Below are 13,703 nucleotides of genomic sequence, written 5' to 3'. Positions count from 1 at the left end.
GTTGTAATAATGTTTCCTTTTCAAGTAAATGGTATTACGAGAAAAAGTAGTACTAGCATGATGATATGAGCTAAAATGATTAATGGCATACTTTTTTTCCATTCGTATAAAAAGCCGAAAATAAGACCGATAACAAAGGCAGCCAGTATGCCTAACCAAAAACCACTGAAAGCAAATGAAACACTAAATAATGCCGCACCTACTATAATAGCGACTATAGGAGGGAGATACTTTTTCAATTGTTGCTGTATATATCCTCTCCAAAAAATCTCTTCACCTGGTGCTATGATAAATAAAAGCAGCAAGTAATGCCATATGGATGATGGCCCAAATTTATTGACAAAAGAATTGATACTTTTGGTGGACATAAATGGAGTTAGGTCGATAAATTTAAAACCAATAAATAAAAAGGCATATGTGAGCGCTCCGAAAGCTATACTAAGAATAAAATAATGAAATGTCTTTAGTTCATCTTCTATTTTAACGGAATAATACGCGAGTGACATAAGAAATAAAGTAGTAAAGGTATAAAAATACCAAAATACTTTCTCATTTGAAAAGGTTAGCCAAGCAAAAGAATAAGCGAAAACAAGGGGAATAATTAATTGAATAATTGGTATTTGACGAAACATAAAAAGCACATCCTAACTTAAATTCAAAAACGCCGTTCTTCTTAATTATGAGAGGAACGGCATGACGTTTAATCTTCATTACTATATAATATTTTATAACGCTTGTGATTAATCACAGTTTTTTCTTCCATCTCTAGCTCATTAAAGTTCTCCATAAAAGTCAAATTGACTATAACAGAGTTCTCATTAACTTTCTCAACAATACCTTGTAAACCATCTTTAAACTCAACAACATTACCAACTTCAGCTATTTTCATAGATTGTTCCATCCCCTTTTAGAACTTAATACAATACAGTTTGCCCTAAAAAGAGGTGTACGTAAAGTATTTTAACCAAAAGTATTGAAAGTATACATGAATAGTAATAAGAAAGGAATGATTTGTATGCATTCATATGAGGAAAAATTGAATATGTTACAAAGCGGTGACATGAAAATGTTAGAAATATCCAAAGCGGAATTTTTATCATTCCGCGAAGTCTTGATAAAAAGGGAGGACTTTAAACATTTTTCCGGAGAAGCAAAGCAAGGCGGAGAAGTAATTTATACATATTTACCAGTCGCTAGGAGCTAAAGGTTTAGATTTCAAAAACAAAAGGTATATTGATAAAAGTATACGTTTTGTAAAGGGGCGCTTTAGTTTGGTAGAGAAAATTTTAAATAAAGTAGAGTTGACAAGAGAAAAAATGATTAAGGCCGCTTTGGAAAAAGGGGTTTCCCATAAAGAAACGATTGAACTCAGTGAAGAGCTTGATAGACTTCTAAATGAATATGAAATTGAGGAAAAACTAAAATAGCTCACTATGAAAAGTAAGTGGTAAAACAATAAGTTTCAAAAGAGCATCAAACACTTAAAAAGATTAAATAAAGAAAAATTTTAAAAAAGATGTTTAATAAATTGTAAAAGGGGCATAATAATAAAGAACACAGCAACATTCTCATTTCCCCCTTTTTAAAGGACCATCCAAAAGCTATTTGGATGGTCCTCTTTTTTTGGTACACTAGAGGTATGTAAAATACGAATTTGGGGGAAATGACATGGCAGAAAAGTTGAAAACTGGATTTATCGGTACGGGTGTAATGGGAAAAAGTTTAGTTAAGCATTTATTAAAAGCTGGTCATGAAGTGGTTATTTATACGAGAACAAAGGAAAAAGCAGATGAACTAATTTCACTTGGAGCTACTTGGGTAGAGCGTGCAAGTGACGTATCAAGTAATGTCCAACTCTTATTTACAATGGTAGGTTATCCGCATGATGTGGAAAAAATTTATTTTGGGGAGGACGGTATTTTTGCAGCTGACAATAAAGGTTTAGTTGTCATCGACTTGACTACATCGACACCAACACTTGCTCAAAAAATAGAAGTGGCAGCAAAAGAAAGAGGAATGTTTGCGCTAGATGCACCGGTTTCTGGAGGAGACATTGGGGCACAATTAGGAAAATTATCGATTATGTGCGGTGGTGCCAAAGAAACGTTTGAAAAAGTTTTGCCTATTCTAAATCTTTTTGGTGAGACGATTATTTATCAAGGTGCTGCCGGAGCTGGACAGCATACGAAAATGTGTAACCAAATAATAATTGCGACCGGAATGATAGGTGTTTGTGAAGCATTAGCTTACGGACAAAAAGCTGGACTCGATTTAGAACAGGTGTTACGTTCGATCTCAACTGGAGCAGCTGGTTCTTGGTCATTAAGTAATTTAGCTCCTCGCATGATTGCAGGTAATTTTGAACCAGGTTTCTATATTAAGCATTTTGTAAAAGATATGAAAATAGCTCTAGAAGAATCAGAAAAAATGAACTTAAAACTTCCGGGTCTACAACTAGCTAAATCAATGTATGACGAACTGGTTGCTATTGGTTATGAAGAAAACGGGACTCAAGCACTTATAAAATCGTACAAATGAAATAGGAACTATTAACTACTATGTGATACAATCTATTTAGCTTAATTGAACACAAGTTAATTAGAGGAACTCTGGCTAAGAACGCCGCGTACATGCGACAACGGCAAACTGACCTGCATTTGCAGGTTTTAGCGCAATTGATTTTGTGTTAATAGAGAGGACGATTTACATGAACGATCATAAAGGAATATTGCTAGAAAGTGGTACTAATGAGCTAGAAATAGTAGAATTTCAAGTTGGCTCCAGTAAATTCGGTATTAATGTTATTAAAGTAAAAGAAATAATACAACCAATCCCGGTTACATTTATTCCACATGCACATCCACATGTGGAAGGTATTGTACAATTACGAGGAGAAGTACTACCCGTAGTAAGTATGGCGAAGGTGCTTGGCCTTCCGGAAGTAAACAAAAAGAACCAAGAAAAATATATAGTAACTGAATTTAACAAACAACGAATAGTATTCCATGTAGATAACGTTACTCAAATTCATCGAATTTCGTGGGAGCAGATAGAGAAGCCGAGTGATATTTATCAAGGTGGTACTTCTCATGTCATCGGAGTCATTAAACGCGAAGATGAAATGGTTCTATTACTAGATTACGAGCGAATAATTGTAGATATAAGCCCGGAATCAGGGATAAATGTTGAATCTGTTAAAAAACTTGGCGAGCGAGAGCGTTCCCATAAAAAGATCGTCATTGCAGAGGATTCACCTTTACTTCGTAAGTTGCTACATGACACAATGCATGAAGCCGGCTATGTTAACCTAGAATTTTTTGAAAATGGGAAAGATGCATTAGGCTATTTAGAGGATTTAGAAAAAAATTCTTCTAATATCGCAGAACAAGTACAAATTGTTGTGACAGATATTGAAATGCCACAAATGGATGGACATGCTTTAACACGCAAGATAAAAGAAAATAGTAATTTAGCTAAACTTCCAGTGCTCATTTTCTCGAGTCTAATAACCGATGATCTTCGCCATAAAGGCGATCAAGTCGGAGCAGAAGATCAAATTAGTAAACCGGAAATAGCGGAATTGGTTTTAAAAATAGATCAATATATTTTGTAAATCTATATAAAAATAAGACACTCCTTGTTCGATTATAAACAGGAAGTGTCTTATTTTTGTTTAAATGTTGTTTAGGCAGGTAAATTATGAATCTAAATATGATTTCATTGTTTGTTTTCTTCGATTTGTTTGTCTTGCATATGATTGCGTATACAATGTAGATTGATCAGAGGGATTCTTCAAAGTATATTGAGGTCCAATGTAATCAGAGAGTACTTGTTTTGCCATTTTTAAATTCATTTTTCGGATAGGATTTCTATAAGTATCATCTAGATGACCAAGATGCGGTAATTGTTTAAAGTCCGCTTTCGTTGGGATCATATGGAAGTAGTAGTCTGCGCATTGAATTAATACGGAGGATTGCTGTTGACTATTCCTTGGATTTCGAACAAAATGTAGACCCATCTTTTGTGCGCGGCCTTCTTCTAACATCTTTTCAATAGCTAATTTTTTTAACTGGTATAATGGCTTTTTATCAATGGCAGTTTTGGCATGGCGATTGACTGTATAAATTGCTGTAGCTATTCGTTCATCTTCTGTGCTGGTTGTCATAAAATCCTCCCTCTATATGTTTTACCCCATTAAAGCCCGCTGTAGAACATAAACGAAAACACCACCACGCCGTGTGGCTTCATCTATGTGACTCACATCCTGTGAGCCTCGGTGCAACAGGAAATTGGTAACTTAGGCATTGCCACCCACAAGACGTGGGTCATGCAATCGTTTCCGCAGGATGCAGCGAACTTAGATTGCATTCCATTCGAAGCGGCGTTATTTGCCTAAATTCAATTTTCCAATCAGTAGGGGATGAAGAACTCCTCCACTGATTGAAGTTTCACTATATATTTAGTATATCATACCAATTTCTAACTAAATTGTATACACAAATCAAAAAAGTAATATTTGGTGCTTTACTAAAGATATACATAATAATGTCGATAATATAAGGTGAAGTAATTGTTAAAAGTTGTTTCATTTTAGTTATTTATGATTCAAATTGGAGGATTCCATGGACAATTCAGTAAAACCAAAACTTATTATGAATCATTATATAGGTGATCTAATGGATGAAAATCCACTACCTTTTATATTTTTAGAACGGGATAAGGAAAATATATTATCTGTAATTTATGTTAATCATGCTGCAGCGAGTTTTTTTGAAAATACAAGTCAGGAACCACAACATTTTTTTTCAACAGAAGTCTGGGACCAGTTGCACGTACTACTAAATAGTTTAGAAGTTGAAAAACATACTCTGCATAGCAGTTTACTCATTTCATTGCAAAATCAAGTATTTTCTATAGGTATTTCCGTTTTTATCTTACAAAGTAAAGCAAACATATTATATGGATTAACTATGCACAATACAAAAAATATAATAGTTGAAAATCATGCACTACTAGAAATAAAAGAAAAATATTTGTCCCTTCTAAATCATAATACCGATTCCGTTTTTTTAGTAGATGAAAGAGGAATGATTCAATATACAAATGTCGTTGCAGGGAAGATTTTAGGATATGACTTAGATAAACTCCTACATCAACCGATAGAACAGTTTATAGAGAGTAATTCGCTCGGTAATTTTCAGCTTATGACTAAGCAAACATTGAGTGGCTATCCCGCTGAATTGCAAAAATGTCTTTTCCAGCATGCGAACGGTCATTATATTTATGTATACTTGAAAGCAATTCCCATTAACGATCAAGGGAATGTGAAAGAATTTCATCTAGTACTAAGAGATCTGACAATAAGCGCGAATGATAAGGATCAATTATATTATTTAGCCTATCATGATCATTTAACTGGTTTATGGAATCGACGTGCCTTGAAAGAGCATTTACGTGATAATTTAATCGATGCAAACAATAGAAAAGGTCAAATAGCCATTATGCGAATTGACTTAGATCGTTTTAAACTAATAAACGAATCCCTTGGTTATAATTATGGCGATGATTTATTAAAAAAAATAGCAGACAGGCTAAGTCTTTTTATAAATAAATCTTCTAATCTGTATCGACAAAGCGGCGATGAATTTGTGTTTATTTTAAAAGACAAAACACGTGAAGAGACGAGCAGTTTTGCAGAAAATATATTAAGTGAGTTGTCTAAACCAATTTATCTAGATCATCAAGAATATTTTGTGACGGCTTCTATCGGTATTTCAATGTATCCGCTTGATGGGAAAAATCTAGATGAGTTGCTTATTAAAGCGGATCAAGCCTTATTTGTGGCAAAAGATAGAGGAAGAGCACATTTTCGCTATTTTCAAGAGCAGATGAATTTATCGTTTCCAAACGAAGCGTTAATGGAATCTCACTTAAGAAGAGCGATTGAAAAAGAAGAATTGTCAATACATTATCAGCCACAAGTAAATTTAGCTACTGGAGAGATTAACTCTTTTGAAGCTTTGTTGCGTTGGAATAATAGAAAGTTTGGATATGTGTCGCCGATGCAGTTTATCCCGCTTGCTGAAGAGTCAGGAATGATCATGCAAATTGGTGATTGGGTTTTAGAGGAAGTCTGTAAGCAATTAGAATATTGGCAAGAAAAAGGTTATCGTCCAGTGCGGATTGCCGTTAATATTTCGCCTAAACAATTTAAACAAGAAAATTTTGCGATTAAAATTCGTGAAAAAATAGATAAATACGCTATCACTCCAAATTCTTTAGAGGTAGAAATTACAGAAAGTGCTATGACAGATATGCAAGATACTTTTGCAATGCTAAAAGAATTGAAGGATATTGGAGTTGTTATTTCAATAGATGACTTTGGAACAGGTTATTCTTCTCTCAGCTATTTAAAAAAGTATCCTATCGATATTATTAAAATCGATCAATCATTTATAAAGGATATGGAGCTAGATGTGAAAAATGCAGCCATCGCAACGACGATTATCCAACTTGCACATAGCTTAGGGATGGAAGTTATTGCAGAAGGTGTAGAGAAAGACCAACAAGTCGAAATTTTGAAATCTGCCAATTGCCAAAAAGCACAAGGATACTTTTTTAGTCGCCCAGTACCGATAGACGACATTAATCAATCATATATGACTAATCAACCGTAAATTGTACTAAAAATTTACGGTTTTTTTCTTTGAAGAAATTATAAAATTGTTGTTGTGTGCTTAACTTTTTCTGAAGAACATAAGGTATGCTTTTTTATTATCCCAATATAGGAATAACGCGTCGTAAGGAACTTACCGCTTGGATTTCAGCTGCAGGGCGGACGCTTTCCACGGGGTGAGCGATGAGCCTTCACCGCCGCTAACGCGTACGTTGTGAAGTCTCATCTGTCTCAACAGAGGAACGAAGGCTAAGTGCGCCACATCGTGTGGCAACGCCTTCGTGACCAACATCCTGTTGGCCTCCGTCTGAGTCGCCGCCCTTCCGCTTCAATCACCGAAAATTGAAAGCTAATCAGAGTCAATGTTTTAAATTCAATCTTATTTAGTATTTCTAGAAAATAAAATCCAAAAAGTTAAACGAGACCATAATATACTGTGAACGCGACAAAATCCATCTCAAAAGCGCAAACTGGTCATTAAATCCTGTGGCGTGCTTTATCCCTCTACTGTCTATTATTTTGAAGTGTAATCACAGGCGGAGCTTTCAATGTGATTTTCTTGCTAATTTGGCGTCTGCAGCTGTCTGAGGTTTAAATTGATCAGCTCCACTATGCAAATATTTATTAAACCTTATTAGAAAATGCTGTCTTCAAATTAATAGAGCATTTACTAAAATAAAGATGGTTTCATTCATCCATTTATTGGAGTGGAACCTCGTATTCATCGTCGTCTCACTCCAAGTAAACCTGTTTTTTTAAGAAGTGGTTTCTTTCAATGACTGATTGATTTCTCTTACCAGTTTACTAGAAGTGGAAATTAATGAGAATTGCTAGCTAAATTAATATCTAAACCGAATAGAGCGTTAGCTTATCAAACCCAACTGCGCAATGTATATTATAGTTAATCATGACAAGTGAAGGCTTTACTAAAAGGGAATTGATTGCTTTCAATGAACAGACTGTTGCTCTAATCCATTTACTGGATTCATACATTTGAAAACTGTATAAACTTATTGTTTTTAGCGAGGCGATATTAATAGTAAGTAAATTATCCTGATTGTAGCGGAAGGTGGCGACTCCAGCCGGATGAGTGAGACAGATGAGACATCGCAGCGTCGGCGATGGCTCATCGCTCACCCGGCGGAAAGCGTCCACCTGCAGCGAAAATCATAGCGGAAACCTAATAGAGCTTTTTATTGCGCATTATCAAATGGAATAAAATAGCGGATTTTTAAAGGTCTAATCATTTCACATAAGAAAATAAAAAATAAATGTAAGCGATTCCATAGTTTTTTCAGCCTTGCATATGCTATCATAGTTTTATAGGGTATGTTTTCTTAAAACGAAAACAGACAAAGGAGTAGAATGCTATGATAGTTGCAAACAGTAGAGATTTTTTACAAATTCCAATAGGGGATTATATTATTTCAGCAGAAAAAGTAGCACATGTACAATTAGGGAATAACGCGGAACATGCATTATTAGTTCTTACTAAAACTGGGTATTCTTCTATTCCAGTATTAGATGTGAAATACAGACTACATGGATTAATAAGCTCGCAACAAATCACAGATGAAATTTTAGGGCTTGAACATATTGAATATGAACGATTACCTGGTCTAAAGGTAGACGATATGATGAAAACAGACGTACCGGTTATTCACATCAATGAAAAATTTCAAAAAGGATTAGACTTGTTAGTGAATAATCCTTATATATGTGTAATAGACGACGAGCGCACCTTTTTAGGAATCTTAACAAGAAGAGTTATCCTAAAACAAATGAAAAAGTATTTATACCAAACGCAAGAATCTCAAGTATAATTATATTAAAAGTAGTGAAGGCCTCTTATGATAAGGGCCTTCTTTTTTATATAAGGAGGATTTTTCCAAATACATTACCAAAAAGAAAGGACGATAAAAATTGACTTCCGATTTTCTCGTTATTAAAACATTAGCAGAAGAACGAAATATGCGAAAAGCAGCAGAGCGTTTATTTCTATCACAACCTGCACTTTCACAACGGCTTCAAACAATTGAGAAAGAGTGGAATGCTAAGCTTTTTTTACGTTCCCAAAAAGGATTGACCGCTACACCCGAAGGCGAATTGGTCATTGAGTTTGCGATAAATATGATTCAACAAAAAGAAGAATTATATGAAAGCATACAATCGCTCACATCTAAAGTACATGGGACATTGAAAATCGCTTGTGCTTCTATAGTTGGGCAAAATTGGTTGCCAAAAGTATTGAAGGATTTTGTTCAAACATATCCAGAGGCAAAGGTTTCTCTTCTAACTGGCTGGAGCTCAGAAATTGTAAAAGCTATATATGATGGAGAGGCGCAGATTGGTATTGTCAGAGGGCAAACAGATTGGAAAGGGAATAAAATACACCTGTTTCGCGATACACTCTATTTAGTAGATAAAGAAATGACTTCTATAGATGATGTCCTAACTACGGATAAGCCATTTATTCAATTCAAAAGTGATTCGAACTATTATCAAGAAATTCAGCAATGGTGGCAAAAACATTTCTCAAGCAATCCTAAAAGGCAAATAATTGTAGATCAAATTGAGACATGTAAGCAAATGGCTCTAAATGGTATAGGCTATGCCATTCTGCCATCCATTACATTAACTGGACAGGAAGATGTCAATAAAATTCCTTTAACTAATAACGAGGAGCAGTTTGAGCTAACTAGAGATACGTGGCTTATTGGCTATGATGCAGCGTTCGAACTCCCCCAAGTGGATGCTTTCGTTAGTATTGTAAAAAAACATGCACAAATATTTCAATAAGGAACTTTCCTCACTTAATGGCGTACTAAGAAGTAAAGGGGGAAAAATGATGCATATTCGCAAGTTAACGCTATTTATTTCAGCACTATTTATCTATTTTACATTATTACCAACAGTTAGTGTCCTTGCAGCGCCTAACTTAAATGTTAAGGTGACAACTGGATTTAATGGAAAAGCAAAATACGGGGAAGGTTTACCGATTACCTTGACTGTTGAAAATAAAGGAGATGCATTTTCCGGAGATCTCGTGTTAGATGCAGTGGAATCATACAACCTAGGAAATGCACTTGCTATCCCATTCGAAATTGGAGCAGGGGAAACGAAAACGGTTCAAGTTGCAGTAAGTGGCTTGGGAGAAGACTATATGTACCAAGGCTCAAATGTTCAACTAATTCACTTTTTTGAAGGTGGATGGGAAAAAGGGAAGTCTATCGATTTCAAGGGAACCAAAAATTTACGAACAAATTTTTATGATCCTACAACTATTTTTTATCTCACGTTGACAAACAGTGCTGATCGATTAAAGGCTCTGAATCAAATCAAACAACCAAACCAACTAAACGATGAAGTAATCAATGTTGCCCAGCTAAGTAACTTTTCTTTACCGACCGATGCGGTAGCATGGGAGATGGCAGACTATATTATTTTAGATGAATTTGTACTAGCAGATTTAGCTAATACACAGCAACAAGCACTTATTGATTATGTTAAAACTGGTGGGAATATCGTAATAGGCGCTTCTGATAATTTAATAGCGGAAGTAGGAGAGCTTGGAGATTACTTGCCGTTAGCATTAGAAACAACAACTAAAATCTTAACAGCTGATAAGATGCGTGCATTTACGGCAAATAATATATTATCCAATGATTTACTTGTATATAATTCCAACTTAAACGAAGGAGCTGTGCCATTATTTAAACTGGATGGAACGATATTAGCGGGGAAGAAACAAATAGGAAGTGGTTCAATTATCCAAACGACTTTTTCTCTAGGTGACGAACCATTAGCTAAAGATCCAGTTTATAGTGACTTAATGTCTACTATATTACAGTCTGTTAATGTACAAAATACACCAAATATGTATGGCCATAATAGTAAAGACCAACTAGTTTATGAGTTAGGAGACACGAATTCATTATTTAGTTCTTTTAAAGTTTCTACCCCGTTAATGATCGGAATCGTAGTCGTTTATATGATTATTATTGTGCCACTACTATATATCATATTGAAAAGAAAAGATAAAAGAGAGTATGCATGGGGGATTATCCCACTCACAGCAATCATTGCTTCGGCTGCAATTTTTGGTTACGGAGCTAGAGACCGCATTGCTCGTCCGCAAGTACAACAATCTTCTTTTTTACATGTAAATGAAGATAAAAGTTTGCAAGGATATTATGCAGAATCACTTTTAAGTAACAAAAGTGGTGATTTTACATTTGAGGCACCTACGACTACAACGATGGTTGCAAAAAGAAATTTCAATTCATTTACAGGACAAACACCAAATGTGTATGAAAATGCGATTATGGAAAAACATGCAACAAGTAGTGAGTTGACGTTTCGAGATGTAGGCTACTGGTCTGTTTCCTCACTGTTCGGTGAAACACAAATACCGGAAGTAGGAAATTTTGATGTAAACCTTCGAGTGGATGCAAGCCAACTTACTGGTACAGTCCAAAACAACTTTCCTTTTGTCGTAAAAGAAGTTTCCGTTTGGTCTGGAAGTAAATTAATCCCATTAGGTGATCTGGAACCAGGTGAGAAACTGGAAGTAAATCAAAAATTAAGCTCAGTTATGTTAATGCCGATTTCAAACCCGTATATCAATAGGAACTTTGGAATGAATTCTGGTACGTCTATTGATCTACTAGAACAACGAAAGCAATCGATGTATTCTGCAAGTTTTATGGGCGACCAATATGGTAAGAGCCCTGTAATTACTGGTTTTGCGGAGGATAACATTATCCCTATTACTTTAAAGGATAAAAAAGTCGAGATGTCGGCCCTACATTTACTATTACAGCCATTTACAGCGGAAACAAGCTTTGCCGGTGATTTTGTATTACCTGCGAATATGTTCACTGTAAATGTCAATACGAATGAATACGGCAAATATATGGAACCAGTTATGAACAACAGTTTAGAATGGTATTTAGATGATGGGGAGTATAATGTGTATTGGAAAATTCCTGATACAATCCCGCTTGATCAAGTAAATTGGACGCAATTACAAATTGCGAATACAGATAGAAATTCCCATTCAATTGAAATATGGAATATTGAAACGCAAAGCTTTGAAGAAATAAGTGAAAGCAGATTCACAACTGCAGAAAATATTCAACATTATATTAATGATGCAGGCGAGATATATTACAAGCTTCTTAAAAAATCGGTCGACGGTAATCAATATACAAGACTTCCAGAGGTACGATTGAAAGGGGAGGTTACGCAATGATTGAGATAAAAGGATTAACGAAAAAATATGGCTCTTTTTATGCATTGAATGATTTAAACCTTACATTAGAAGAAGGAACCGTATTCGGATTTGTAGGAGCGAACGGTGCCGGAAAATCCACTACTTTTTCGATTTTAGCTACACTTCTCCAACCGACTTCCGGCGATGCATTTGTGAATGGAAAAAGCGTGAAGACGGATGCCCATGAAGTCCGGAAGCAAATTGGCTATATGCCTGATTTTTTCGGTGTTTATGATCAGTTAAAAGCAAATGAGTATTTAGATTTTTATGGCGCAAGCTACGGTATTTCAGAAAAAGAAAGAGAAGTTTTAATACCTCAATTACTGGAGCTTGTAAATCTAAGTCATAAGCGCTATGACTATGTTGATTTGCTTTCTCGGGGGATGAAACAACGTTTATGTTTGGCTCGCTCACTTATTCACGATCCGAAAGTGTTAATCCTTGATGAACCAGCTTCTGGTCTAGATCCAAGAGCACGTGTTGAAATGAGAGATATATTAAGACAATTAAAAGGAATGGGCAAAACAATTCTTATTTCCTCTCATATATTACCGGAGCTAGCAGAAATGTGTGATGAAATAGGCGTAATCGATGGTGGAAAATTGATCGCACATGGTTCCGTTGCAGATATTCAAGCGCAGCTTGCCGGTGAAAAGCAAATAACCGTGAAGCTGCAAGGCTTATTAGAAAATGCCGTTCACTTTTTTGAAGAGGATCCTTTTGTTTCCAAAGTAGAGTTAGCTACGGAGAAAAATGCAATAACATTTACTTATAGAGGTACAGAAGAGGATCAAATCAATTTGTTGAAAAAGGCATTAGATCATTCTTTAAAAATTATTTCTTTTACAGAAACAGAGACGGACTTAGAAGATGTGTTCATGGAAATTACGAAAGGGGTGAAATAGGATGAAGCAATTACTTGCAAATCCAGTATTAGTAAAAGAAATAAAACTTCGCTTTCGCTCATTAAAAAGTTTCACTGGTATTCTCTTTTACTTAATAGCAATGTGTATATTTGTATTCGGCTTTATTATGTTGACTACTTCGTTTACTGGTACTGGTTATTTCCGACCGGAAGAAAGTTTCTTCATGTTTGCTATGCTAACGTATATTCAGCTAGGACTTATTCTTTTTATCACCCCTGGGTTAACTGCAGGTGCGATCAGTTCGGAGCGGGAGAAGCAAACGTTAAATATTTTACTGACAACTTCCCAAACTTCTTTTCAAATTATTTTCGGAAAGTTAACTTCGTCCATTGCTTTTCTTTTGTTATTAGTTGTAGCAAGCTTACCTATTTATAGTTTAGTTTTCCTTTTTGGTGGAGTATCACCAGGGCAACTTGGCATCATTTTCTTGTTTTTCTTTTTAACGATGCTTGCCATTGGCGGAATTGGTATTATGTACTCTACCATTATTCGTAAAACAATCGTAGCGATGATTGCGACTTATGGAACGATGATTTTCTTCACTGCAGTCACTGGATTTATTTACCTAGTCATAACTGGTATGAACAGCATGGCAGCAGGAACGCTAGCTTCATCGCCTATCGCTCATTTTTTTGCAAGTATTAACCCAGTTGTATTAATGCTTACGCTAATTTCCCCGGGTTCGGATAGCTTCATCACCGAAGCTACAAAAGTGGACCTGCCGATTTGGGTAGGATATACAATTTTTTATACTTGTATAACAGTTTTATCTATTATTATTGCTGTGAAAAAATTACGTGTGAATATGAAGCGTACGAGATGAGGA

Annotated in this window: 13 protein-coding genes; 10 read left to right on the top strand and 3 right to left on the bottom strand. The window is 35.4% G+C overall.

From position 1 onward, the window contains the following. Positions 1–20: 20 nt before the first annotated feature. Entirely contained in the window at positions 21–632 is a 612-nt protein-coding gene (locus BMZ04_RS01810) for a CPBP family intramembrane glutamic endopeptidase (RefSeq protein ID WP_255367753.1), read from the bottom strand. Positions 633–700: 68 nt separating this feature from the next. Beyond that, entirely contained in the window at positions 701–889 is a 189-nt protein-coding gene (locus BMZ04_RS01805; RefSeq protein WP_093264291.1) for a YkvS family protein, read from the bottom strand. Between the two features lie 96 nt (positions 890–985). Here BMZ04_RS01805 and BMZ04_RS01800 point away from each other — a divergent pair, with 96 nt between their 5' ends. From BMZ04_RS01800 to BMZ04_RS01785, 4 genes are all read left to right on the top strand, one after another. After that, entirely contained in the window at positions 986–1,204 is a 219-nt protein-coding gene (locus BMZ04_RS01800) for a hypothetical protein (protein ID WP_369802612.1), read from the top strand. A 67-nt stretch (positions 1,205–1,271) separates the two neighbouring features. Beyond that, a complete protein-coding gene (locus tag BMZ04_RS01795; RefSeq protein WP_093264281.1) occupies positions 1,272–1,427 on the top strand; it encodes an aspartyl-phosphate phosphatase Spo0E family protein in 156 nt (51 codons plus the stop codon). A gap of 241 nt (positions 1,428–1,668) precedes the next feature. Continuing rightward, the gene (locus BMZ04_RS01790) at positions 1,669–2,538 is read left to right on the top strand and encodes an NAD(P)-dependent oxidoreductase (RefSeq protein WP_093264278.1); all 870 of its coding nucleotides are present in this window, start codon (positions 1,669–1,671) and stop codon (positions 2,536–2,538) included. Positions 2,539–2,707: 169 nt separating this feature from the next. Continuing rightward, positions 2,708–3,613 carry a chemotaxis protein gene (locus BMZ04_RS01785; RefSeq protein WP_093264273.1) on the top strand — a complete coding sequence of 302 codons (906 nt, stop codon included), beginning with the start codon at positions 2,708–2,710 and terminating at the stop codon, positions 3,611–3,613. Positions 3,614–3,697: 84 nt separating this feature from the next. On the opposite strand, the gene BMZ04_RS01780 is transcribed toward BMZ04_RS01785, so the two are convergent. Next, positions 3,698–4,165, bottom strand: a complete 468-nt coding sequence (locus BMZ04_RS01780; protein ID WP_093264269.1) for a YkyB family protein — start codon at positions 4,163–4,165, stop codon at positions 3,698–3,700. Between the two features lie 457 nt (positions 4,166–4,622). Here BMZ04_RS01780 and BMZ04_RS01775 point away from each other — a divergent pair, with 457 nt between their 5' ends. The 6 genes from BMZ04_RS01775 to BMZ04_RS01750 all read left to right on the top strand — a co-directional run bounded on the left by BMZ04_RS01775 (position 4,623) and on the right by BMZ04_RS01750 (position 13,700). Continuing rightward, positions 4,623–6,677 carry a GGDEF domain-containing phosphodiesterase gene (locus tag BMZ04_RS01775; protein ID WP_093264266.1) on the top strand — a complete coding sequence of 685 codons (2,055 nt, stop codon included), beginning with the start codon at positions 4,623–4,625 and terminating at the stop codon, positions 6,675–6,677. 1,369 nt (positions 6,678–8,046) lie between these two features. Then, on the top strand, positions 8,047–8,499 hold the full coding sequence (gene cbpB / locus BMZ04_RS01770; protein WP_093264262.1) for a cyclic-di-AMP-binding protein CbpB: 453 nt from the start codon (positions 8,047–8,049) through the stop codon (positions 8,497–8,499). 100 nt (positions 8,500–8,599) lie between these two features. Continuing rightward, complete coding sequence (locus tag BMZ04_RS01765; protein WP_093264258.1) at positions 8,600–9,475, top strand: LysR family transcriptional regulator; 876 nt, start codon at positions 8,600–8,602, stop codon at positions 9,473–9,475. 49 nt (positions 9,476–9,524) lie between these two features. Next, complete coding sequence (locus BMZ04_RS01760; protein ID WP_093264254.1) at positions 9,525–11,930, top strand: hypothetical protein; 2,406 nt, start codon at positions 9,525–9,527, stop codon at positions 11,928–11,930. After that, the gene (locus BMZ04_RS01755; protein WP_093264250.1) at positions 11,927–12,856 is read left to right on the top strand and encodes an ABC transporter ATP-binding protein; all 930 of its coding nucleotides are present in this window, start codon (positions 11,927–11,929) and stop codon (positions 12,854–12,856) included. Before BMZ04_RS01760 ends, BMZ04_RS01755 begins: the two co-directional genes overlap by 4 nt. A 1-nt stretch (position 12,857) precedes the next feature. Continuing rightward, positions 12,858–13,700 carry an ABC transporter permease gene (locus BMZ04_RS01750; RefSeq protein WP_093264246.1) on the top strand — a complete coding sequence of 281 codons (843 nt, stop codon included), beginning with the start codon at positions 12,858–12,860 and terminating at the stop codon, positions 13,698–13,700. The last annotated feature ends 3 nt before the right edge of the window (positions 13,701–13,703 follow it).

Source organism: Psychrobacillus sp. OK032 (assembly GCF_900111345.1).
Taxonomy (GTDB): Bacteria; Bacillota; Bacilli; order Bacillales_A; family Planococcaceae; genus Psychrobacillus.
This window is presented reverse-complemented; position numbering and strand designations above follow the sequence as displayed.

Bases quoted from the DNA above. Each gene is read 5' to 3' on its own strand.
- BMZ04_RS01785 (WP_093264273.1), top strand. From the start codon at position 2,708: ATGAACGATCATAAAGGAATATTGCTAGAAAGTGGTACTAATGAGCTA.
- BMZ04_RS01800 (WP_369802612.1), top strand. From the start codon at position 986: ATGAATAGTAATAAGAAAGGAATGATTTGTATGCATTCATATGAGGAA.
- cbpB (WP_093264262.1), top strand. From the start codon at position 8,047: ATGATAGTTGCAAACAGTAGAGATTTTTTACAAATTCCAATAGGGGAT.
- BMZ04_RS01760 (WP_093264254.1), top strand. From the start codon at position 9,525: ATGCATATTCGCAAGTTAACGCTATTTATTTCAGCACTATTTATCTAT.
- BMZ04_RS01755 (WP_093264250.1), top strand. From the start codon at position 11,927: ATGATTGAGATAAAAGGATTAACGAAAAAATATGGCTCTTTTTATGCA.
- BMZ04_RS01750 (WP_093264246.1), top strand. From the start codon at position 12,858: ATGAAGCAATTACTTGCAAATCCAGTATTAGTAAAAGAAATAAAACTT.
- BMZ04_RS01810 (WP_255367753.1), bottom strand. From the start codon at position 632: ATGTTTCGTCAAATACCAATTATTCAATTAATTATTCCCCTTGTTTTC.
- BMZ04_RS01790 (WP_093264278.1), top strand. From the start codon at position 1,669: ATGGCAGAAAAGTTGAAAACTGGATTTATCGGTACGGGTGTAATGGGA.
- BMZ04_RS01780 (WP_093264269.1), bottom strand. From the start codon at position 4,165: ATGACAACCAGCACAGAAGATGAACGAATAGCTACAGCAATTTATACA.
- BMZ04_RS01775 (WP_093264266.1), top strand. From the start codon at position 4,623: ATGGACAATTCAGTAAAACCAAAACTTATTATGAATCATTATATAGGT.
- BMZ04_RS01805 (WP_093264291.1), bottom strand. From the start codon at position 889: ATGAAAATAGCTGAAGTTGGTAATGTTGTTGAGTTTAAAGATGGTTTA.